This is a genomic window from Luteibacter sp., from assembly GCF_036499525.1.
Classification (GTDB): Bacteria; Pseudomonadota; Gammaproteobacteria; order Xanthomonadales; family Rhodanobacteraceae; genus Luteibacter.
Genome location: NZ_DASYDO010000010.1, coordinates 1 through 21,821, shown reverse-complemented (window position 1 = coordinate 21,821; position 21,821 = coordinate 1). Strand labels below are relative to the sequence as shown.

Annotated in this window: 24 protein-coding genes and 1 pseudogene; 14 read left to right on the top strand and 11 right to left on the bottom strand. The window is 65.0% G+C overall.

Annotated elements, in window-relative coordinates:
• Positions 1-10 precede the first annotated feature (10 nt).
• Entirely contained in the window at positions 11-463 is a 453-nt protein-coding gene (locus VGM71_RS01125; RefSeq protein ID WP_331541918.1) for an organic hydroperoxide resistance protein, read from the top strand.
• 104 nt (positions 464-567) lie between these two features.
• On the opposite strand, the gene VGM71_RS01120 is transcribed toward VGM71_RS01125, so the two are convergent.
• Positions 568-1,056, bottom strand: a complete 489-nt coding sequence (locus tag VGM71_RS01120; RefSeq protein WP_331541917.1) for a peptidylprolyl isomerase — start codon at positions 1,054-1,056, stop codon at positions 568-570.
• A 31-nt stretch (positions 1,057-1,087) separates the two neighbouring features.
• The gene (locus VGM71_RS01115; RefSeq protein ID WP_331541916.1) at positions 1,088-2,344 is read right to left on the bottom strand and encodes an MFS transporter; all 1,257 of its coding nucleotides are present in this window, start codon (positions 2,342-2,344) and stop codon (positions 1,088-1,090) included.
• A 122-nt stretch (positions 2,345-2,466) separates the two neighbouring features.
• On the opposite strand from VGM71_RS01115, the gene VGM71_RS01110 reads away from it, so the two are divergent.
• From VGM71_RS01110 to VGM71_RS01095, 4 genes are all read left to right on the top strand, one after another.
• Positions 2,467-2,769, top strand: a complete 303-nt coding sequence (locus VGM71_RS01110; protein ID WP_331541915.1) for a hypothetical protein — start codon at positions 2,467-2,469, stop codon at positions 2,767-2,769.
• 54 nt (positions 2,770-2,823) lie between these two features.
• Positions 2,824-3,480, top strand: coding sequence for a class I SAM-dependent methyltransferase (locus VGM71_RS01105; RefSeq protein WP_331541914.1), 657 nt, complete (start codon positions 2,824-2,826; stop codon positions 3,478-3,480).
• 362 nt (positions 3,481-3,842) lie between these two features.
• Positions 3,843-5,207 (top strand): DEAD/DEAH box helicase, encoded by a 1,365-nt coding sequence (locus VGM71_RS01100; protein WP_331541913.1) that lies wholly within the window; start codon positions 3,843-3,845, stop codon positions 5,205-5,207.
• Between the two features lie 87 nt (positions 5,208-5,294).
• On the top strand, positions 5,295-5,738 hold the full coding sequence (locus VGM71_RS01095) for a hypothetical protein (protein WP_331541912.1): 444 nt from the start codon (positions 5,295-5,297) through the stop codon (positions 5,736-5,738).
• Here the strand turns inward: VGM71_RS01095 and rimJ are convergent.
• A complete protein-coding gene (gene rimJ, locus VGM71_RS01090) occupies positions 5,691-6,245 on the bottom strand; it encodes a ribosomal protein S5-alanine N-acetyltransferase (protein ID WP_331541911.1) in 555 nt (184 codons plus the stop codon). The two genes, VGM71_RS01095 and rimJ, sit on opposite strands and share 48 nt — an antisense overlap.
• Positions 6,242-7,081, bottom strand: a complete 840-nt coding sequence (gene fghA, locus VGM71_RS01085; RefSeq protein WP_414675068.1) for an S-formylglutathione hydrolase — start codon at positions 7,079-7,081, stop codon at positions 6,242-6,244. The genes rimJ and fghA overlap by 4 nt, the downstream gene beginning before the upstream one ends.
• Before the next feature lie 158 nt (positions 7,082-7,239).
• Between fghA and VGM71_RS01080 the strand changes: the two genes are divergently transcribed.
• The gene (locus tag VGM71_RS01080) at positions 7,240-9,081 is read left to right on the top strand and encodes a DEAD/DEAH box helicase (protein ID WP_331541909.1); all 1,842 of its coding nucleotides are present in this window, start codon (positions 7,240-7,242) and stop codon (positions 9,079-9,081) included.
• Between the two features lie 108 nt (positions 9,082-9,189).
• Here VGM71_RS01080 and VGM71_RS01075 read toward each other — a convergent pair whose 3' ends face one another.
• Together VGM71_RS01075 and ypfJ are read right to left on the bottom strand one after the other, a co-directional pair.
• Positions 9,190-9,531: a YkgJ family cysteine cluster protein gene (locus VGM71_RS01075; RefSeq protein WP_331541908.1), complete on the bottom strand. Its 342-nt coding sequence runs from the start codon at positions 9,529-9,531 to the stop codon at positions 9,190-9,192.
• 3 nt (positions 9,532-9,534) lie between these two features.
• The gene (gene ypfJ / locus VGM71_RS01070) at positions 9,535-10,407 is read right to left on the bottom strand and encodes a KPN_02809 family neutral zinc metallopeptidase (protein WP_331541907.1); all 873 of its coding nucleotides are present in this window, start codon (positions 10,405-10,407) and stop codon (positions 9,535-9,537) included.
• Positions 10,408-10,511: 104 nt separating this feature from the next.
• On the opposite strand from ypfJ, the gene VGM71_RS01065 reads away from it, so the two are divergent.
• Positions 10,512-10,943, top strand: a complete 432-nt coding sequence (locus tag VGM71_RS01065; protein WP_331541906.1) for an MAPEG family protein — start codon at positions 10,512-10,514, stop codon at positions 10,941-10,943.
• Positions 10,944-11,032: 89 nt separating this feature from the next.
• On the opposite strand, the gene VGM71_RS01060 is transcribed toward VGM71_RS01065, so the two are convergent.
• Complete coding sequence (locus tag VGM71_RS01060) at positions 11,033-12,610, bottom strand: TerC family protein (protein ID WP_331541905.1); 1,578 nt, start codon at positions 12,608-12,610, stop codon at positions 11,033-11,035.
• Positions 12,611-12,732: 122 nt separating this feature from the next.
• Between VGM71_RS01060 and VGM71_RS01055 the strand changes: the two genes are divergently transcribed.
• Positions 12,733-13,512, top strand: coding sequence for a CPBP family intramembrane glutamic endopeptidase (locus VGM71_RS01055; protein ID WP_331541904.1), 780 nt, complete (start codon positions 12,733-12,735; stop codon positions 13,510-13,512).
• Positions 13,513-13,559: 47 nt separating this feature from the next.
• On the opposite strand, the gene VGM71_RS01050 is transcribed toward VGM71_RS01055, so the two are convergent.
• The gene (locus VGM71_RS01050; protein ID WP_331541903.1) at positions 13,560-14,156 is read right to left on the bottom strand and encodes a class I SAM-dependent methyltransferase; all 597 of its coding nucleotides are present in this window, start codon (positions 14,154-14,156) and stop codon (positions 13,560-13,562) included.
• Positions 14,157-14,260: 104 nt separating this feature from the next.
• Between VGM71_RS01050 and VGM71_RS01045 the strand changes: the two genes are divergently transcribed.
• Entirely contained in the window at positions 14,261-14,560 is a 300-nt protein-coding gene (locus VGM71_RS01045; protein WP_331541902.1) for a hypothetical protein, read from the top strand.
• A 330-nt stretch (positions 14,561-14,890) separates the two neighbouring features.
• Here the strand turns inward: VGM71_RS01045 and VGM71_RS01040 are convergent, their stop codons facing one another.
• The 3 genes from VGM71_RS01040 to VGM71_RS01030 all read right to left on the bottom strand — a co-directional run bounded on the left by VGM71_RS01040 (position 14,891) and on the right by VGM71_RS01030 (position 17,645).
• Entirely contained in the window at positions 14,891-15,073 is a 183-nt protein-coding gene (locus VGM71_RS01040) for a trehalase-like domain-containing protein (RefSeq protein ID WP_331541901.1), read from the bottom strand.
• Positions 15,074-15,138: 65 nt separating this feature from the next.
• Positions 15,139-17,373: a DUF5916 domain-containing protein gene (locus VGM71_RS01035; RefSeq protein WP_331541900.1), complete on the bottom strand. Its 2,235-nt coding sequence runs from the start codon at positions 17,371-17,373 to the stop codon at positions 15,139-15,141.
• Between the two features lie 80 nt (positions 17,374-17,453).
• Positions 17,454-17,645, bottom strand: coding sequence for a hypothetical protein (locus VGM71_RS01030; protein WP_331541899.1), 192 nt, complete (start codon positions 17,643-17,645; stop codon positions 17,454-17,456).
• Positions 17,646-17,916: 271 nt separating this feature from the next.
• Between VGM71_RS01030 and VGM71_RS17620 the strand changes: the two are divergent.
• The 5 genes and pseudogenes from VGM71_RS17620 to VGM71_RS01010 form a co-directional block, all read left to right on the top strand.
• A pseudogene (locus VGM71_RS17620) lies at positions 17,917-17,991 on the top strand (hypothetical protein); the annotation flags it as partial.
• 74 nt (positions 17,992-18,065) lie between these two features.
• A complete protein-coding gene (locus tag VGM71_RS17615; protein ID WP_414675067.1) occupies positions 18,066-18,251 on the top strand; it encodes an aldehyde dehydrogenase family protein in 186 nt (61 codons plus the stop codon).
• On the top strand, positions 18,208-19,110 hold the full coding sequence (locus VGM71_RS01020; protein WP_331541897.1) for an aldehyde dehydrogenase family protein: 903 nt from the start codon (positions 18,208-18,210) through the stop codon (positions 19,108-19,110). Before VGM71_RS17615 ends, VGM71_RS01020 begins: the two co-directional genes overlap by 44 nt.
• Before the next feature lie 145 nt (positions 19,111-19,255).
• A complete protein-coding gene (locus VGM71_RS01015) occupies positions 19,256-20,164 on the top strand; it encodes a peptidylprolyl isomerase (protein WP_331541896.1) in 909 nt (302 codons plus the stop codon).
• A gap of 123 nt (positions 20,165-20,287) precedes the next feature.
• A complete protein-coding gene (locus VGM71_RS01010) occupies positions 20,288-21,742 on the top strand; it encodes an NACHT domain-containing protein (protein ID WP_331541895.1) in 1,455 nt (484 codons plus the stop codon).
• Positions 21,743-21,821: the final 79 nt, after the last annotated feature.

Sequence of the window (21,821 nt, the reverse complement as noted above, 5' to 3'; positions counted from 1 at the left end):
ACAGCCCGACATGAGCAACATCTCGAAGGTACAGAAGGTTCTCTACACCGCGCATGCCCAGGTCGCAGGCGGCCGCGAAGGCCACGGCGAAACCGACGATGGCCAGGTCAAGGTCGACCTGCGCCTGCCCAGGGAAATGGGCGGCAACGGTGGTGGCACCAATCCCGAGCAACTCTTCGCGATCGGTTATGCGGCCTGCTTCGAAGGTGCCGTACGTTTCGTCGCCGGCCAGCGGAAGGTCAAGGTCGATGATGCTTCGGTGGCCAGCAGCGTGAGCATCGGTCCGCGCGAAGAGTCGGGTTTCGCGATCCAGGCGAAACTTGAAGTCAGCCTGCCCGGCGTGGACGCCGAAACCGCAAAGGACATCGTCAAGACAGCGCACGAGCAGGTCTGCCCCTACTCGCACGCCACCCGCGGCAATATCGACATCGAAATCTCGGTGAACGGCGAATCGGTCGTCTGAACCACGCTCCGGCATGAACGAGGAACGGCGCCCGAGGGCGCCGTTCTTTTTTTCAGGGGCGCGGCGCCATCCCTTCCGCAGGGAAGCGCCGTCCCTACAAGTGCTCAGTGCGCGCCGTCGCCGTTCGGGTGGGCGTGGCCGTGGGCGATCTCTTCTTCCGAAGCGTCGCGTATGGCCTGCACGTCGACGTGGAAGGTAAGCGTCTTGCCGGCCATCGGGTGGTTGAGGTCGACGTCGACCACGCTGGAGCCCACCTTCTGCACCACGACAACGCGGTTGCCGCCTTCCTTCAGTGAAAGAACGGTGCTCTCGCCGGCCTTCAGGCCCTTGCCCTGCTGCGGGAAATACTTCTTCGGCACGCGCTGGGTCATGTCTTCCTGGCGAGGACCGTAACCCTGCTCCGGGGCGATCTCGACGTCGAAGGTATCCCCGACGGATTTGCCTTCCAGACCAGCCTCCAACCCCGGAATCAGCTGGCCGTGGCCCAGCAGGATCCACAGCGGCTCGCCGCCGTCGACCGAGCTTTCGACCTTCTCGCCGTCCAGGGTGAGGGAGTAGTGGAACGAGATGACCTTGTCCTTGCCAGCCTGCATGTTGGTTTCTACCGGAGGAAAACGGGGGATTTTAGCCGTGCCCGGCCCCGCCGTCACCCGGCTCGCGGGCCCGGCCGAAACCCACGCCGCGAGCCTCCGGCCCCAGCCAGGTCAGCAAGGCAAGCAGGATGGCCACCACGGCGATCCAGGTGGACATGGCGAAGGCGAAATCACCGCCACGCCGCTCCGCCAGCCAGGTCTGGGCGGTGGCCGTGATCGCCGCCAGCAGGTTGCCCATCTGGTAGGCGAAGCCCGGCAGGGTGCCGCGCACCGCGTCCGGCGCCAGTTCGTTGAGATGGGTGGGCACCACGCCCCAGGCACCCTGCACCATCACCTGGATCAGGAAGGCGCCGAGGCCCAGCAAGAGCAGCGAGCCACCGTAGGTCCATAGCGGGATCACCGGGATGGACAGCAGGGCGGCGATCATGATCGCCTTGCGGCGCCCGATCTTCTCCGAGAACGAACCGAAGGTCAGGCCACCGGCCAGCGCGCCCAGGTTGAGCAGTGCCGTGAGCATGAAGGCGGTACCCGAGCCGGCGGGAATCTTCAGCTGGGTCTGGATGAAGGTGGGATACATGTCCTGCGAGCCGTGGCTGAACATGTTGAACGCCGCCATCAGCAGCATGAGGTAGATGAAGAGCTTCCAATACCCGCGCATCGACACGAAGAGGCTCTCGCGCGCATGGTGCCGACGCCCTTCCCACACCGGCGACTCGGGTACCTTGCGGCGGATGTACAGCACCAGCAGCGCCGGCAGCGCGCCGACCACGAACAGGCCACGCCAGCCGATCGCATCCACCAGTAGCCAGTTGACCAGCGCGGCGAGGAAGAAGCCGCAGGGATATCCGCTTTGGAGCAGCCCCGAAACGAAGCCGCGGGATTTTGCCGGAATCGACTCCATCGCCAGCGAGGCGCCGATGCCCCACTCGCCACCCATCGCGATGCCAAACAGGAAGCGCAGGCCGAGCAGGACGCCAAGGCTGGGCGCAAAGGCGCAGGCCAGTTCCAGTATCGAGAACAGGACGATGTCGATCATCAGTATGGGACGGCGTCCATAGCGGTCCGCCAGCCGGCCGAAGAGAAGCGCGCCGATCGGCCGCGCCGCGAGCGTCAGGAACAGGCCATAGGTGACCTCCTGCTTCGGTACGTTGAACTCGTGCGCCACGGCCAGGATGACGAAGGTGAGCAGGAAGTAGTCGAAGGCGTCGAGCGTCCAGCCCAGGAAACTGGCGAGCACGGTATGCCGCTGCGTAGGGTCGAGTTCGCGCAGCGCGGCGAGAAGACGCATAAGAATTTCCTCAACGATCGGGCGGCGCCGAGGCTAGCACAGCGCTAATATCCAACGGGCGCCTCACGGCGCCATGACAGTGTCTCGTTACACTGCCCATCTCACGACTGACGGAGGACTCGATGACGTACTCGCGATCGATCGTTTCATTCGCGCTGCTTGCCAGCCTCGCCACCGGTGTCGCGTTCGCACACGGCGCCCCACCGCAATCCGCTTCCGGCGACAGCGGCGCCCCCTCGTTTTCCGACCTCGACAAGGACAACAAGGGTGCGATCCGGCGCTCCGATGTACCCAAGGATGTCGATTCGCTGAAGGAACTCCGCGCGCATTTCAACGAAGCGGACACCAACCACGACGGCAAGGTGGACAAGGGCGAGTACGACGCCTATATCAATAAGGCCAGCACCAAGCAGCCGCAGCGCTAGCACCGATGGCCGGGGCGCAACGCCGCCCCGGCCCTCCCGACGGACGGAGGTCCGATGATTCCCGATAGCCGCACGCGGCGACGCATCGCCGCCCGGTTCAGTCGCTGCGGCGATCGGATCTACATCCACGGCAAGCTCGCCACCGATCCCGTGTACACGGCCACCGCCCGAGCCATTGCCGGACGCCGCCTGCCCCTGCTCGACATCGGTTGCGGCCTGGGTCTGCTCGGGCATTATCTGCATGACTGCAACGCCCTCGACGGATATATCGGCCTCGATCACGACGGCCGGAAGATCGCCATGGGCCGCGATGCGGCCGAGCGCGCGGGCCTGGGCGACGAGATCGCGCTGCGCGAAACGGACGCCGCCACGCCGCAGACCGTGCGTGGCCACGTGGCGATGCTCGACGTGCTGCATTACCTCCCGCGTGAACGGCAGTCCGAATTGCTCGCCTTCGCCCTGGAGCACCTTGCCGACGACGGCGTGCTGATCCTGCGCAACGTCATCCGCGATGGCTCCTGGCGTTATCGGGCCACGGTGTGGGAGGAGCGGTTCATCAAGGCTGTGGGGTGGATTCCCGGCGGGGCGCAGTATTTTCCTACCGAGGACGATATTCGCGGCGTGCTGGAACCGCGCGGCATCCGCGTGTCCTTCAAGCCGCTGTTCGGGCGTACTCCTTACAACAGCTGGCTGATGACCGCGTCTCGCTAGCTGGCCCCCGTAGGAGCGCGCCCTGCGCGCGACAGCTTCTCCCTGCGGCCTGCAGGTCTGGCGCGCCAGCTCCGGGCGTGGGGCTCAAAAGCTGTCGCGCGCAGGGCGCGCTCCTACTGGTCTTGGGCGCCTGTTGGGCCGCCTCCCTATTGTGCGTCGCAATAAGGTATACTTGTCCGGTCGTGCCTGCGCTCCGACTCCCTTGCGGACCCCCGGCGTGGAGATTTTCCCGCCCGTTCCCCCACCTCCGGAAGCGCGCGCGACACCGGCCAGCCTGCTGTCTTCGTCATGGCTCGCGGCCGCCGAATCCATAACTCGCAGCGCGGTTCCAGGGAACGCTCGGGTCAAGCAGGAGTTTTTCCATGTCTTTCGATTCGCTGGGCCTTGCGCCCGCGTTGCTGCGCGCGCTGTCCGAGGCCGGCTATGAGAAGCCTACGCCCATCCAGGCCGCGGCCATTCCCGAGGTGCTCGCCGGCCACGACCTGATGGCCGCCGCGCAGACCGGCACCGGCAAGACCGCCGCCTTCGCACTGCCCGTTCTCCATCGCCTCGCCCGCGAGGAACGTACCGAAGGCCGCCGCCCCATCCGCGCCCTCATCCTCACACCCACCCGCGAACTCGCCGCCCAGGTGCAGGAAAACCTGCGCGACTACGGCAAGTACGTGCGCCTTTCCAGCACCGTGATCTTCGGCGGCGTGGGCATGGGCAACCAGTTGCAGACGCTGCGTCGTGGCGTCGACATCGTCGTGGCCACTCCCGGCCGCCTGATCGACCACATGCAGCAGCGCTCGGTGGACCTGTCGAAGGTTGACGTGCTCGTCCTCGACGAGGCCGACCGCATGCTCGACATGGGCTTCCTGCCCGCGCTGAAGCGCATCCTCGCCGCGGTGCCGCGCCAGCGCCAGACGCTGCTGTTCTCGGCCACGTTCGCGCCGGAGATCAAGGCACTCGCCCAGCAGTTCATGCGCGAACCGCGCGAGGTCTCGACCACGCCGGCGAACAGCGTCGCCAATACCGTCACGCACGTCGTGCACCCGGTGGATGCCGCCAACAAGCGCGAGCTGCTGCTGCACATCCTCGCCCAGGACAGCCGTCGCCAGACGCTGGTGTTCGGCCGCACCAAGCATGGCGCCGACAAGCTCGTGCGCCACCTGGAACAGGCCGGCGTCCGCGCCGCGGCCATCCACGGCAACAAGAGCCAGAATGCGCGCACGCGCGCGCTCTCTGACTTCAAGAGCGGCCGCGTCACCGTGCTGGTGGCGACCGACATCGCCGCGCGCGGCATCGACATCGACCAGCTTCCGGTCGTGATCAACTTCGACCTGCCGATGGTCGCCGAGGATTACGTGCACCGTATCGGCCGTACCGGCCGCGCGGGAGCCCAAGGCCAGGCGATCTCCCTGGTGAGCCATGACGAATCCGGCCTGCTCCGCGACATCGGCCGCCTGCTGAAGAACGATCTCGCGATCAGCAACATGCCGGGCTACGAGCCCAGCACGCCGCTGCGCCTGGACGCCGGCGCACCGCGTCCGAAACAGCAGCAGCGCCAGCCGCGTTCGCAGAATGGCGGTGGTCAGGGCCAGGGCCAGGGTCGCCCCGGCGGCAACGGCGGCGGCCGTCCGCCTTCGCACCGTCCGCACGGCCATTCGGCCGCGGGCAGCGGCGAGAACACCGGCAGCCACAAGCGCCGCCGCCAGCGCCGCGGACCGGCCACGAATAAAGCCTGATGGCCTAGCCGCATGGGCAATGGCCTGTCCGTGCGGCAATCGGGATCATGCGGGATGGCAGGCCATCCGACCCAGGTAATACCCCGCATGTCCCGACTCCACCGCTACAGCGTCGCCGCGCTGCGCACGATCTTCGGCGCGTTCTTCACGTTTTCCGGCCTGAACCACATCTTCGCGTTCTGGCAGCCGCCCGCTCCGCACACCGCGGCGGGGCGCACGTTCATCGCCGGACTGGAAGCCAGTGGCTTTGTCCTGCCGCTGATCGGCGTGCTCTTCGTCTACGCCGGCGTGGCACTCATGGCGGCACGACTCGTTCCGCTCGCGCTGCTCCTGCTGGCAGCGCCGGTCGTCGTCATTTTCGGTTACCACTTCGTCACCGAGGGCCAGACGCTCGGCCCGCACCTGCCCCTGCTCGCGATCTACCTCCTGCTCGCGTGGGAAGAGCGCAGCGCATGGCACGCGATGTTTTCCGCGCGCGGGCGCTCAGCCCTGCGTCCTGATCTTCGCGGTGAGGACGTGGTCCTCCCATAAGCCGTCGATCTTAAGGTAGCGCTTCGCCAGACCTTCCTTCTCGAATCCAAGACGTTCGAGCAGGCGGCCGCTCCGCTCGTTGCGTGGCATGTAGTTGGCCATCACCCGATGGAAGTCCAGCGGGCCGAAGGCATAACGCACCGCGGCATCGAGGGCCTCGAACATGAGGCCCCGCCCCTCGTGCCCGCATGCGATGCCATAACCGAGATGGCAGGCCTGGAAGACACCGCGCACGACGTTGGCGAGCGTGAAACTGCCGATCATCGCGGTCGCATCGGGCGTCAGCACGGCGAACGGGTAGCCGCGGTCGCCGCGCGCGGCTTCGAGGCCCGCCTCGATGGTCTGCCGGCACCCTTCCAGCGAGTAATGCGACTCCGTGCGCAGCGGTTCCCACGGCGAGAGGTGTTCGCGGTTCTCGGTGCGGTAACGCCGCAGCAGTTCCGCTTCCTCCACGTCGAGCAGGCGGATCACCGTGCGCGCGGTGCGTATGCGGATCGGTTCGCTCATGCCGTCAGGGCTTTCGCGTGGTGGCGGAGGTGGTCCTCCACGAAGGTCTGGATGAAATAGTAGCTGTGGTCGTAGCCCGGATGCATGCGCAGTGCGAGCGGCTGTTCCGCCGCCTCGCACGCCGCCTCGAAACGCTGGGGCTGCAACTGGCTCACGAGGAAACCATCGGCGTCGCCCTGGTCGATGAGGATGCTGCCGTCGAAGCGCGCGCCGCCCTTCACTAGCGCTGTCGCGTCGTGCCTCTCCCATGCCTTGCGGTCCTTGCCGAGGTAGCGCGAGAACGCTTTTTCGCCCCAGGGCACGCGGGACGGTGCGACGATGGGCGCGAATGCCGATACGGAGCGGTAGCGGCCCGGATTGCGCAGTGCGATGGTCAGCGCGCCATGCCCCCCCATCGAGTGGCCGAAGAGTCCCTGCCTGCCCATGTCGAGGCGGAAGCGCCCTGCAAGCAGGCGGGGCAGTTCGTCCACCACATAGCTGTACATGCGGAATCGAGCATTCCACGGTGCCTCGGTAGCGTCCAGGTAGAAGCCCGCGCCCTCGCCGAAGTCCCAGTCGCCGGTGGCGCCAGGCAAGCCCGTGTCGCGCGGGCTCGTGTCGGGCATCGCCAACGCCAGCCCTAGCTCCGAGGCAACACGCTGGGCGCCGGCCTTGATCGTGAAGGTTTCGGCCGTGCAGGTGAGGCCGGCGAGGTACCAGAGCACGGGGACGGGGCCTTGTTCGGCAGCGGGGGGCATATAGACGGCGAAGCGCATCGGACCGCCACAGGCCTCCGACACATGTGAATAAAAGCCCTGGATGCCGCCGAAGCAGCGCTGTTCCGAAACCGTGTCGATGAGCGTCATAGGACCCTTTCCTTACGAAAAGCTGACCGAAGAGTGTAGCGCCGCCGTGACATGCAGCCACGGCCCACGGCGAAGCGCTTCCATCGCTGCTACAATAGGCGTACTGCCCGGCGCCGAATGTCGCCGCCGCGCCCCTCCCTGAGGTCGCCATGTCATCCCCCGATAACGATAACGCTCCGGCCCTGCCCGGTTTCAGCGCGCTTGCCCTCGACGCCAACGTCGTGCGCGCGCTGACCGAGGTGGGCTATGAGACCCCCTCCCCCATTCAGGCCGCCACCATACCGGCCCTGCTCGAAGGCCGCGACGTCATCGGCCAGGCGCAGACCGGCACCGGCAAGACCGCGGCTTTCGCGCTGCCCGTCCTGTCGCGCATCGACCTGAGGCCCGGCAACAAGCCGCAGGCCCTGGTCCTGGCCCCCACGCGCGAACTGGCCATCCAGGTGGCCGAGGCGTTCCAGAAGTACGCCACCTACCTGCCCGGTTTCCAGGTGCTGCCGATCTACGGCGGCCAGAGCTACGGCCCGCAGCTGCAGGGCCTGAAGCGCGGCGCCCAGGTGATCGTGGGCACGCCCGGCCGTGTCATCGACCATCTCGACAAGGGCACGCTGGATCTTTCCGGCCTGCGCTTCATGGTGCTCGACGAGGCCGACGAGATGCTCCGCATGGGCTTCATCGACGATGTCGAGAAGCTGCTCCAGGCCACGCCCGCGGGCCGTCAGGTGGCACTGTTCTCCGCGACCATGCCGGCGCCTATCCGCCGCATCGCGCAGACGTACCTGAAGGACCCGGCCGAGGTCACGATCAAGAACAAGACCACTACCGCGGCGAACATCCGCCAGCGTTATTGGTGGGTGAGCGGCGTGCACAAGCTCGACGCGCTCACGCGCATCCTCGAGGCTGAAAGCTTCGACGCGATGATCGTCTTCGCACGCACCAAGTCGGCCACTGAGGAACTCGCCAGCAAGCTGCAGGCACGCGGTTTCGCCGCCGCGGCCATCAACGGCGACATCGCCCAGGCCCAGCGCGAGCGCGTCATCGACCAGCTCAAGACGGGTAAGCTCGACATCCTGATCGCCACTGACGTCGCCGCGCGCGGCCTCGACGTGGAGCGCATCAGCCACGTGCTGAACTATGACATTCCACACGACACCGAGTCGTACGTGCACCGCATCGGCCGCACCGGCCGTGCCGGGCGGAGCGGCGAGGCCATCCTCTTCGTCACGCCGCGCGAGAAAAACCTGCTCCGCCAGATCGAGCGCGCCACGCGCCAGCCGATCGAGCAGATGCAGCTGCCCACGATCGAAGCGGTGAACGACACCCGCGTGAACAAGTTCAACCAGCGCATCGTCGATACGCTGGCCACGGGCGACCTCGGCCTGTTCCAGCAGCTGGTGGAAAAGTTCGAGCAAGAACACAACGTGCCGGCGATCGAGATCGCCGCCGCGCTGGCGCGCATCGCCCAGGGCGACCAGCCGCTATTGCTCGAGCCGCCGGCAAAGCGCGAATACACCGAGCGCCCGCCGCGCGAGTACGACCGCGAACGTCCGCAGCGTGATGACCGTCCGTCGCGCGACGGTGGCGATTTCAGTGACCGCCGCCCCGTGCGCGAAGGCATGCGCCAGCCGCGCCCGCACGTCACCGAGAACGGCAAGCGCACCTACCGCATCGAGGTCGGCCACGAGCACGGCGTGAAGCCAGGCAACATCGTGGGCGCCATCGCCAACGAGGGTGGTGTCGAAGCGAAGTTCATCGGCCGCGTCAGCATCCGCGACGACTACAGCCTGATCGACCTTCCGGACGGCATGCCGGCGGAGACCTTCACCCACCTGAAGAAGGTGTGGGTCGCGCAGCAGCAGCTGAAGATTCGCGAGTGGGACGGTACCGAAGCGCCGCAGAGCGGCGCACCGCCGCAGCGTCCCCGCGGCAATTTCCGTCCGTCGGCTCCCCGCCCGGGCGGCGCCAAGCCGCCGCGTCGCAAGCGCGATTCCTGATCCCCGCATGGCATCGTAGGAGCGCGCCCTGCGCGCGACGGCTTTTCGCGATGAGCAACAGGCCCTGGTGCGCACGGCCTCAAAACATGTCGCGCGCAGGGCGCGCTCCTACAGGAAATCGGCGGGGGTCAGGGGTTGCATGCCGTGCCTGATCCTCGCCTTGTCGCATTGCGGACTGGGCTGCCCGTTTTCCCATGCCGGTTGCAGGTCGTGGCAGGGCGAGGGCCGCACCGCATAGACGCCGCAATGCGCGGCGACACCCACCTCGCCCACGAGCGACTTGCAGCGCGGTTCGTAAGCATTCGTGCCGTGCATCGCCACCCGATGCGGGTCGAGGTGTTCAGTGAATGCGGCCGGCGTGATACCGCCAGCCGTATCCGTTTCAAGCCAGTGGAAGGCGACGCGATACGTTGCGCAGCATGCGCCGCAGCGCAGGCAAGGGTGAGTCATGGGTCAGATCGCGCCCGAAAAGGTGTTGCACTTGCCGACATCGCCACTGTCCAGTCCCGTGCGGAACCAGCGTACGCGCTGCGCCGAAGTGCCGTGCGTGAAGGAGTCCGGCACCACCCGGCCCTGGGACTGCTCCTGCAGCGCATCGTCGCCGATCTCGGTAGCGGCGTTGATCGCCGATTCGATATCGCCTTCCTGCAGCCAGTGCTGGCGTTGCTGCGAATGGTTCGCCCAGACGCCGGCGAAGCAGTCCGCCTGCAGTTCCTGCCGCACCGAAAGACCCGACGCACCCTGCAGGCTCGCGCCGCGCCTGCGCGCATCGCTTACCTTGTCGAACACGCCCAGCAGGTTCTGCACATGGTGGCCGACCTCGTGCGCAATCACATACGCGCGCGCGAAATCGCCAGCTTCATGGAAGCGTGACTGCATCTCCTGGAAGAAACCGAGGTCGAGGTAGACCTTGTGATCGCCCGGGCAATAGAAGGGGCCGACGGCCGACGACGCCGACCCGCAGGCCGTGCGCACGCCGTTACGGAAAAGCACCAGTTTCGGCTGCTCGTACTGCTGACCGTTGGCCGAGAAGATTTCTCCCCAGGTGTCCTCGGTCTCGCCGAGGATGGCGCGGACGAAGTCCACCTGCGGATCATTTGCGGCGGCTTGGTGCGGAGCCGCCTGCTGGCTCTGCGGGGCCACTGACGCGCCGGGATCGCCCTGGCCCAGCAGGGCCGTGGGGTCCTTGAAGAAGACCAGGCCGAGGATCGCCAGGATCACGATGCCGCCCAAACCCAGCCCGCGGCCGCCGAACGACGGCCCGCCGCCTTGGCCTTGCCCGGCGTCTTCCACGTTGTCGCTTCTACGGCCTTTTTGCCAGAGCATCGCCCGACCTCCCGTTGGATGCGCCCCAGGCGAGACGCGGTATGCATGATCGCATGGCCAGTTGCCGGTAAACTTCCCGGTTGCAGTCGTCCCCTGGATTCCCCATGACCAGTCAGCTCCCCGCCGTCGTCACCCTGCTTACCCTGCTTTTGATGTTCGCCACCGTCTGGATGGTAGGCCGGGCACGTGAACGTTATGGCATCAAGGCCCCGTCGATTTCGGGCGACCCCGCCTTCGAGCGCGCCTGGCGGGTGCAGATGAACACGCTCGAGAACGCCGTGATGTTCATCCCGGCGCTGTGGCTGGCCTCGCAGTATGTGGATCCGCTGTGGGCGGGTATCGCCGGGCTGGTCTGGCTTGCGGGACGCGTATGGTATGCGCTGGCCTATCTGCGTGACCCGACCCGGCGCGGTCCGGGTTACATGGTTTCGATGATCGCCTGGGCGGTGCTGGTGCTGATGGCCGCCAGCGGCATCGGCATGGCGATCATGGAAAACAACGCGACGCCGCCAACCGAAGACGCAACTGGGATGTAGGAGCGCGCCTTGCGCGCGACATGTTTTGAGGTGATGAGCAACAGGGCCTGTTACTCATCGCGGAGAGCTGTCGCGCGCAGGGCTCGCTCCTACGTCGGGTCGTCTCTGTCGAGGGACATCACGCGCACGCGCTGGATGCGTGCGCCTTCCATCGCCGTGACTTCGAACGCCAGGCTGTCGGTTTCGAAGCGGTCGCCCGCCGTGGGCAGGCGGCCCAGCTGCTGCAGGACGAAGCCCGCAAGGGTGGAGAAACTGGCATCGGCCGCGCCCGGCAGGCGGTGGCCGAGCAGGTGTTCCACGCGGCGTGCATCGAGGCTGGCATCCAGCAGCCACGCGCCGTCGGGCTCGCTCACGGCGGACGGGTCACCCTCGCTGGTTTCGTTCGGGAACTCGCCCGCGATCACCTCCAGCACGTCGGCCGGCGTGACCAGGCCGAGGATGCTGCCGTATTCGTCCACCACCAGCGCCACTTGGAGCGGCGCGCGGCGGAACTCGTCGATCAGGCGCAGGACACTCAGCGATTCCAGCACCGTGATCGGCTTGCGCACGAACGTGCCGGTATCCAGGCGGCCCTGGTCGGTGAGGCTGGCAAGCAGGTCGCGCGACGAGACCACGCCGGCCAGTTCGTCCAGGTCGCCGTACGCCACGAGTATCCAGTGGTGCTGCGCCTCGCGCGCTTCGCCCAGCAGCACGGTCAGGTCCTCTTCGGGATCCACCCATGCGATCTCGGTGCGCGGTGTCATGATCGAACGCACGGGCCGCTGCGACAGGTCGAGCACGCCCTGCACCATTTCCAGTTCGTCCTTGCCGAAGATGGACGTCTGCGCGACCTCCGGCACGACCTCGCCCTTGCCGGGGTCGCCTTCGTCGTCGGGCTTGCCGCCGAGGAGGCGCAGCACCGCCTTGGCGGCGCGGTCGCGCATCACCCGGCCGCCCACCAGTAGCGAGCGGCGGCGGTTGCGCCGCATCGTCTGGTTGAACACCTCGATCATGATCGAGAAGCCGATGGCGGCGTACAGGTAGCCCTTCGGAATATGGAACCCGAAGCCTTCCGCGATGAGGCTGAAGCCGATCATCAGCAGGAAGGACAGGCAGAGGATGACGACCGTCGGACGCGCGTTGACGAACACAGTGAGCGGCTTGCTGGCCGTGATCATCAGGGCCATGGCGATCACCACGCCGACCATCATGATCGACAGGTGGTCGACCATGCCCACGGCAGTGATCACGGAATCGAGCGAGAACACGGCGTCGAGCACGACGATCTGCGCCACCACGAGCCAGAAACTGGCGCGGCGACCGGTCCTGCCATCGTCGTGCTCGGAAGCCTCCAGCCGCTCGTGCAGTTCGAGGGTGGCCTTGAACAACAGGAAGGCGCCGCCAATGACCAGGATGAGGTCGCGCCAGGAAAGCCCAAAACCCGCCCACTGGAACAGCGGCCGGGTGAGCGTCACCAGCCAGGACACGGTGGCGAGCAGGCACAGGCGCATGACCAGCGCGAGGCCAAGGCCCATGAGGCGCGCACGGTCGCGCTGGCGGGGGTGGAGCTTGTCGGCGAGGATCGCGACGAACACGAGGTTGTCGATACCCAGCACGATCTCCAGCACGATCAACGTGAGAAGACCCACCCAGGCCGAAGGGTCGGCTAGCCAGTCGAATGCGAACATGGGTCGGCGCGTCGTAGCGCTGGTTTTCCTCCTTTAGGGACGGTCGACTATACAGGGCCTTGATGACGGCCTGTGCCGGAAGCGCCGTTGCGGGTCCGGCCATCCGTCGGCTAGGGTGCCTCATGACCCACGACTATGTTCCCGCCTCCCCTTCCTCGACGGTCGATGCGTCCGCGCGGCCGCCGGGCGTTTTCGAGACGATTCTCTGCATCGCGGTGTATTTCGTCCTGCAGTTTGCCTTCGGCGGGCTGTTCGGCGGCATCTCGATGCAGATCGCCCAGTACTTCCCCGATCGGGTGCCCCAGGCTCCCGACCGGCTCATCGTAGTCGTGATCCTCACCGTGCTGTGCTCCGCCCTGGTGGTGTCCTGGCTGATGATCCGGCGCTGGGGCGCAGGGCGCGCCATGGATCCGGGGCCGGGCGGGCTGGGCTTCACGGCCCCGACGGGGCGCTTCATCGCCATCGCGACCGCGCTCGGTATCGCGGCCCCCATCCTCGGCGGTCTGCTTACTCAGCTCCTGGCCGGCGAGCACGAGGTGAGCCAGGCCGTGAGCGACATCGCCGGCAAGGCACACCTCGGCATGCGCGTGGCATTGCTGCCCGTGGTCGTCCTTATCGGACCCGCGGTGGAGGAGTTGCTGTTCCGCGGCGCGCTGCTTTCCATCCTGCGCACCCGCCTGGGCGACGGATGGGCGATCGGGCTATCGGCGGTAATCTTCGGTACGGTGCACCTGCCCGATCTTGCGTGGCTCTGGTATGCGGTGCCGAACCTGGTGCTGGTGGGCCTGTTCTGCGCCTGGCTGCGCGTGCGCAGCGGATCGATCTGGCCCCCCTTCGTCGCCCACGCGGCGAACAACGCACTGGCGACGATCGCCTGGTTTACCGCCACAGCAGGTTCGTAGGAGCGGACCTGTCCGCGACATCTTTTCGCCGCGACCTGGAGCTGGCGCTACAGCCTCTCTAGCGACGCCACATGCCGAGCCAGCCTCGGACTGGCATAACACTGGGACCCAACCGGAATGAGCCCCACCTCGGCGAAGGCCTCGCGGTACCAGCGTGCCGGCCGTCCGAAGAAACCCGCGCGGTCGCCGCCTGGGTCGTCCTCGCGGGTATAGACCTCGAGGAAGGCGAGCCCTTCCACCATCTCCCCGATGCCGATGAGCCCGGCGCGGATCTCGGCCGGCTTCAGGTAATGCAGCACGTCCGTGCAAACGACGAGATCGAAGCGTGTGTCGAAGCGAAGTTCGGCGAGCCGGCCGAAACGGGCATAACCGATATTGCGCGTGCGGCCATAACGGGCCACGGCGTACTCGCTGGCTTCCAGCCCGCGATAGGCGATGCCAGGCCGCAGGCGGCGAAGCTCGGCACGCCAGGGCGCCTCGCCACACCCGATGTCCAGCACATTCTGTACCGGGCGGCCGAGGTAGAACTCGGCCTGTCCGAGCACCATCGCGACCTTGCGCCGGAGCTCGGAAGGCGAGCGCACGGCATGCCCCGCGCTGCGATACCACTTGTCGAAATAGGCCTGGTCGTAGGTCTTGGGCATGGGCATGGGCGCCGAAAACGTCAAACCACCATGTTAGCGGGGCGTACACTTCCGGCATACACGCAGCGCGCCAGCATCGGTCATATCCGGCCCAGGAGGATTCCATGCCCCGCATCCAGCTCCGCATCACCGGCGACCGCGACGTGTTCGACGACGTGCTCACCGCCATCCACGGCATCGACCGGGTCGAGCGCGTGGAAGAAATCGACGACGAAATGATGGGGGTTCGCGACGACTCCAGCTCGCAAGACATGTCCGACGACGTGAGCTCGAAGACGTATACCGTCGAAGTGGAAGTCCCCAACGAACGCATCGGCGAGCGCGTGCGCGAGATCGCCGAGGAAACCGCCGGCAACCGCGAGGCGGCGATCGAGTTCGTCGGGCCGGACGAGAATGAGATCTGAGCGGTTAGCCCGCTCTCGCGGGCTCACGTCTTAAGCGGCTTCGCCGCATTTGCCGGCTCGGCTTCGCCATCGTGTTGCGCTATGGCGCTGAACTTGTAGGAGCGCGCCTGCGCGTTTATGCCCGCGTCGGGTACGACAGCTTTTCGCCGCGGTCGCGGAGTTAGCGCGCCAGCTCCAGGTCACGGCCTCAACACATGTCGCGCGCAGGGCGCGCTCCTACAAATGCAATGCCACGCGCGGCGACTCCCCTGCTTTGTCGCCCCGAGCACAACACGATGGCGACAGCCGAGCCGGCCAAATGCGGCGGAGCCGCTAGAACATGAGCCCGCCCTAGCGGGCTAACCGATTGCGTAGGCGAAGCAAGGCAGCGAACACCGTGGGGCTGTCCAGGTGCGGCCAGCACAGGAAATCGATCGTGCCGTCGATGGCCACGAGCGCGATGGTGTCCTGGTTCCCGATGACGCCGTGCTCGCCGATGCCGCGCCCCGGCACGGGGTTTTCTCGATGTGGCACAGGGCTCTCCACAGGCCGTCCTTGGCCTGAGGAATGCCACAGGGCATGTGAAGCCGGGCTCTACTTCAGAACTCCATGCGATAGGCGATCTTGATCAGGCCCTCGTTGACGTCCTTCAGGCTGAAACCGTGGCGGAACTGCGAGTTCAGGTCGTCCTCGGTGTCGTCCTCGTAGCCACCACGGTTGTAGACGATGTAGAGATCCGACAGCGGGGCGATCTCGTAGCGGTAGCGGATCTGGAATCCGAGGTTGGCCACGCCGAGCGGATCCACGTGTTCGTCACTGTGAGAAGTGCCGCCGGTAGGCGTCACGTCTACCGTGTCGCGCAGCTTCGCGCCGACTGCGAGCGTCTGCAGCTTCACACGCAGTTCCTGCTTGTTGCTGAGGTTCCAGTTCAGGCCACTGTCGATGCCGACGGTGCGACCGTCGTATACACCCAGCAGGTTGTCGTGATTCTCCTGCCAGATCAGCCAGTTCGGATCCCACTCGTAGCTGCCGCCGAAGAACACGCTGAAAGCGTCGGTGATGAAGTACGTGGGCGTGAACTTGAAGTAGTAGCCGAGGCGGTGGTAACCGGTGAGCTGGTTACCGGTGATGAAGCCTTCCGCTTCCCAGGCCCAGCGGCCGATGCGCGGACGCGTGCGGTCGTACATCAGCTTCGCCGTCGGCGGTGTGTGCAGCGCATAGCCACCGCGGGTGAGCCGGTCATCATACGCCGCGGAGAAGGTATCCAGGCGCCATTCTTCCTCACCGCCGTCGCGACGCTGGCTGTCGCGCACGATGCGGAAGCGGCGGCTGACGGCGCGGCCATTCGTATTGTTCGCCCCGGAGATGCGGTACTCCCACAGGTGCGAGTTGTACGCGGAATCCGCCGGAAGCCCGGTCACGCGCCGGCGTACTTCCCAGTGCAGGTACAGCATGTCGTTGCGCGGCAGGTAACCGAAGTCGTCGATGTCCAGACGGCGGCCGAAGTACATGCCCAGCCACTGCTGCGCCCACACCTCGTTCATCTGCCAGTACGCGATGCTGGTCGCGCCGAGGCCGGAGGTGTTCGCCTGCGGCTCGTCGATCTTGCTGCCGACGACGTTGCTGGTGATGGTGAAGGCACTGTTGGGCTGCCAGCGATGGTCGAAACCCAACACGTTGGCGTCGCGGTCGAGGTACGGATGATTCACCCGCGTGGCGAGCATGCCAAAGGTCTGCGTGCCCTCGTTCCGGCTCAGGCGCAGTGCACCAAAGGTACGTCCGGCGTCGCCCTTCTCCTGCGCGGTGAGGATGCCGTAACTGGTCGAGCCGACGCTGCCGTTGACCTTCACGGCGGTGGATATATCGGCGGCGCCGTGGCCGTCGTCCGATGCACCGCCCACGCGCCGCGTGTAGACAAGCTGCGAATAATCGTCCAGGAGGCTGAAGTCGAAGATGCCCTGGTTCTCGGTGAAGAACGGACGCTTGTCGGTGAAGAAGGTTTCCTCGGGCGAGAAGTTCACCACGAGGTCATCGCTTTCCACCTGGCCGAAATCGGGATTGATGGTGGCGGTGAGCTGGGTCTGGCCGTTGGGCTTCCAGAGGATGTCGGCGCCCTGCTCGAACGACGTACCGACGTTGGCGCGATCCACCCTGCCGACCACGTAGGGAGTGACCGCGAACAGGGACTGCGAGTACGCGGGCAATTGCACGTGCTGGAAGCTCGAAAGGAAGCGCCCCTGGTCGAAGGTGATCGTGGGCCAGCCCATGCGCTCGCCGGTGCCGCCGATCACGCGATCGATATAGAGGCCGATGGTGCGCTCGTCGCCGTTCGCCTTGCGCATCGGCGCGATGTACCAGGGGATCAGTACCTCCACTGAATAGCCGTCCGCGTCCTCGCTGACCGCGTGATCCCACATGCCGTCCCAGTCGTAACTGAAATCGGATTCGTTGGTAATCACCTCATCCGCGACGCCACCCTGCGACTTCACTTCGAAGTCATAGCCGACCCGACCGTCGCCGTTGAAGTCGACCATCACGTTGATGCGGTCGACCAGGGCATTCTCGTCGCGACGGGTCTGCTGATGCGAACGCGGCACGCCGTCCGGCTGAGTGGCGCGAATCGCCACGGCAAGGCCCTTCGGCGTCGACAGGATCCACGCCTCGGTAGGCTGGCTGCCGGGCTTGCCCGTCAACGGCTGGGTCTGGCGGAAGTCGCCGATGTGTTTGGCGCCTGCCCATTCCGCGGGGTCGATGTGACCGTCGATGGTGACCTCCGCATACGCGGGGGCGACGGCGAGGCCCAGGAGAGTGGCGAGGATGAAGCGAGAACGCATGAGCTATCCGGGACGTGGAAACTTACGGAAAGGATGCCTGTCGCGCCGCAAAGGTTTGCCATGACCCTTGGCCCATGCGCTCAGCCGGATTCCCTGATCAGATCGATCAGTGCGCGCAAAGGCGCCGGTACGTGGCGCCTACCCGGGTAGTAGAGGCACAGGCGGTCAAACGGCGGCGTCCACTCTTCCAGCACGCGTTCCAGCTGGCCCGCCGCCAGCGCGCCCTCGACGTTGAACTCGAATTCCCAGCGATAGATGTGGCCCGCCTGCATGCGCGCGCGTATGCAGGTGTGGCGGGCAAGGTCGGCAGGCGCCCATGGAGGTGTTGAGGCGCAACGTACCCGTGGGCGCCCCGCCCTCGTCGCTGGCCCGCTCCAGGGCGCCGCGGATGTCCGCCAGGGCCGGGCCCACATCAGCCACGAAACGCTCCCCAGCCTGGGTAAGACGGACGCTGCGGGTGGTCCGGTGGAACAGGCGCGTGCCGATGCGGGCCTCCAGGGAGGCCACCGCCTGGCTCAGGGCTGACCCGCCACCGAGGAGGTCATCGGCACGGTTCGCCTGGCCGACGCCGAGGACACCCGTCGCGCGATCGCCGCCGCGAAGCGGGCCTTCGTCTCCTTTTCGAAGAGCAGCCTCGGCGAGGGGATCGCCCTGCTCCAGCGCATGCACGACGCCGTGCCTTCGAGCGGCGCATGGGGTCGGCAACCGTCGTCATGCAACCCGTGGGTGTCGCAGGCCTCATCACGCCCTGGAACAGCAATGCGGGCTTCATCTGCGGCAAGCTCGCCGCTGCCATCGCGGCAGGCTGCACCGCCAGTCATCAAGCCCAGCGAAATGAGCGCGCTGCAGACCCAGATCGTCACCGAGGCCTTGCATGAATCGGGCGCACCGGCAGGGGTATTCAACATCGTCACGGGACGTGGCGAGGTGGTGGGTGCGGAGATCGTCGCCAGCCCCGACATCGCCAAGATTTCCTTCACGGGCTCCACGGCCGTCGGCAAGGGCATCGTCCGGGCCAGCGCCGACACGCTGAAGCGCGTGACGCTGGAGCTGGGTGGCAAGTCGCCCAGCGTGATCCTCGACGACGCGGATTTTGCCAAGGCCGTGCCGCTGGCCATCGCGGCAGGCTTCATGAACAGCGGCCAGGCCTGCATCGCCGGGTCACGCATTCTCGTGCCGCGCTCGCGGCTGGCCGAGTTCGAGATGTTGGCGAAAGCAGCCGTCGAGGCCGCCGTTTCGGGCGATCCCGGCGATCCCGCCACCGAGATCGGCCCGATGGTCAGCGCGAAGCAATGGGATCGCGTGCAGGGCTACATCCGCAAGGGCATCGAGGAAGGAGCGCGCCTGATTGCCGGCGGCGAAGGCCGTCCGGACGGCCATGCCCGTGGATGGCTGGTGCGCCCTACCCTGTTCACCGACGTGCGCAACGACATGACCATCGCCCGCGAGGAGATCTTCGGACCCGTGCTTTCCATCATCGCGTACGACGATGAGGAAGACGCCATCGCGATCGCCAACAACACGACCTATGGGTTGCAGGCATACGTGCATTCGACCGACGCGGCCCGCGCGCGTCGCGTGGCATCGCGCATCGATGCAGGCCGCGTGCTGGTCAATACGCTGGCGCATGAACCGAAGGCGCCGTTCGGCGGATTCAAGCAGTCGGGGCTGGGCCGCGAGCATGGGCGGTTCGGCCTTGAGGCCTATCTTGAGCCCAAGGCCCTCCTCGGCGTCTGACAGTCCCTGTAGGAGCGCGCCTTGCGCGCGACCGCTCTTCGCGACCCGTGTGTTCCTCGCAAAAAGCCGTCGCGCGCGGAGGCGCGCTCCTACATCGAGCGTTCCTCTGCTAACGTCTGCGGGCCGACACTCCCCTGGGGATCCCATGCTCGCACGTACCTGCCTAGCGCTCGCCGTCCTCCTTGCCCTGCCCGCCATGGCGGAAGAGGCGAAGAAATCGCCTACACCGAAGGAACTGCTGGCGAAGTCGGTGCCCACGGAGTGGCGCACGCCCGATCCACAGAACTTGGTGTATATGGACCTGCCGCAGGGCCGCGTCATCATCGAGCTGGCCCAGGACTGGTCGCCGCTGCACGCCGCGAACATTCGCACGATGATCCGCGAGCACTACTTCGACGGCACGCAGATCATCCGCGTGCAGGACAACTTCGTCACCCAGTGGGGCGACCCCGACGGCGATGATAAGAAGAAGGCCAAGAGCCTGGGCATGGCGAAGGAGACCCTCGCTCCCGAATTCACCCGTAAGGGCGGCACCGCTTATCCCTTCACGAAGCTGCCGGACGGTGACGTCTATGCGCCGGAAGTCGGTTTCTCGGACGGTTTCCCGATAGCGCGCGACGGCAAGGGCGAGGCCTGGATCACGCACTGCTACGGCACCGTGGGCGTTGCGCGCGACACCGGCGCGGAGAGCGGCAACGGCAGTTCGCTCTACGCCATCATCGGGCAGGCCCCGCGCAACCTGGACCGCAACCTCGCAGTGGCCGGTAAGGTCATCAAGGGCATGGAAATTCTTTCGGCTTACCCGCGCGGTGGCGAACCGATGGGCTTCTACGACAAGCCGGAGCAGCGTGTCACGATCAAGAGCGTGCGCGTCGCAGCGGACGTACCAGACGCCGAGCGCACGCCGATCCAGGTGCTACGCACCGACAGCAAGACCTTCGCCGCGGTGATCGATGCCAAGCGCAATCGTCGCGACGACTTCTATACCCGGCCAGCGGGGAAAATCGACCTGTGCAACATCAGCGTGCCGGTACGCGATCCGTCGAAGAAGTAACCACCGCTCGATATAACTGCCTTTGGTCCGAGACGACCGTCAACATATTGCTATGCAAGGCAACCTACATAATCATCCATGCGTCTTATATGAGGATATTGTATGCCAGTAGATGGAGCACTAATGGGCAAGCTGGCGGTCGCCGCGATGCCTTGGATGAAGGATGCGTTGAAAGCCTTGTATACGAAACGAGTATCGACGAAGGCAAGCGAGCGAACATGGACAGAAGTAACTAATGCTGTAATACGGCATACCAAGGTTCTAGCCGAACGTTTCTGTGAGATCTCTACAGTTGCTTTTCCTCAAGAGACAACTCAAATTGATAAAATCTACATTCCACTCAAGCTCCAAGAGCGGAATCGGCCAAATCATCACGAGATCGACGCCTTTCCATCTTCGTTACTTACTAAAGTACGCAAACTTCTTGTCGTTGACGCAGCCGGCATGGGTAAGTCCACTGTTTCACGAGTAATTTTTCTTCGGGCTCTCGGGGAGCAGAAAGCGCTGCCCGTTTTTGTCGACCTCCGACGTCTAACTGGCGACACTCGAATTGACGACGTTCTTGCTGCGCAATTTGCCTTAAAAAAGAAGCACGAAGAGCAATTCTTCGACTTCCTAAGGACTCAGCCGATCCTATTCCTCTTCGATGGATTTGATGAGATTGCGGAGAGTGAAAAAATACATGTTGCGCGGATGATCCGAGACTTCGTGGATCAAAATGAAAAGGCAACCTTCTTTGTAACTAGCAGACCGGAAATCTATTTCAGCAATTTTACAGATTTTAAGAAATACTCGATTAAGCCCCTCGCGAAGAGTGAAGCTCATGAGTTGATCAGGAAGTATGGAGCAGCGTATGAGATTGAAGATCGAGCGAAATCACTTCTGGAAGAACTCCGGGCAAAACACGACCCTGCCGTGAGCAGCTTTCTCGAGAATCCACTTTTAACCTCGCTTCTTTTTCGCGCCTTCGAGTACAAGTCCGTGGTACCTGTCAAGCGAGGGGTATTCTATCGTCAAGTATTCGATGCCCTATATGATGCTCATGATTTAAATAAGGAAACCGGTTTCGTTCGAACAAAAAAAACTGGCCTACATCAAGATGATTTTCATCGGGTGTTGCGTGCCATGGCTTCTATGTTCCGTCGACGAAAAGTGAGCGAGGTGACACAGGACATATTTAAGGAAATGGCAAGGGAAGTGACGGCAACGGTTTGTTCGGATCTTACTTTCGCACCAGACGATCTGGTGCATGATTGCACCTCCTCTGTCCCGTTGTTCGCTCGCGACGGCAACCATATTCGCTGGTCACACAAATCACTTCTCGATTACTTCTTGTCCGAATTCCTCACCCGTGATTACACAGAATCGAAGATTGAAGCGCTAAAGAAGGTCGCGTTTTCCGGCCAGAGCATCGCGGATCAGAACTTCCTTACCCTTGTTCATGAGACAGATCCGACGTTATTCACAGAAGCAGTAACCATTCCCGCTGGCGCGCATTGCTTACGTCGATACGAAGGGCGGTTTCAAGGTCCACGCGCAACACAGTCAGTGCATCGTAGCCGGATCGGCCTCGCTTAGTTGGCGGAGCTCGGTGTAGACCTGCAACGGCGTGCGAAACCCATGCCGCTGCCGCGGGCGGGTGTTGAGACTCAAGGCG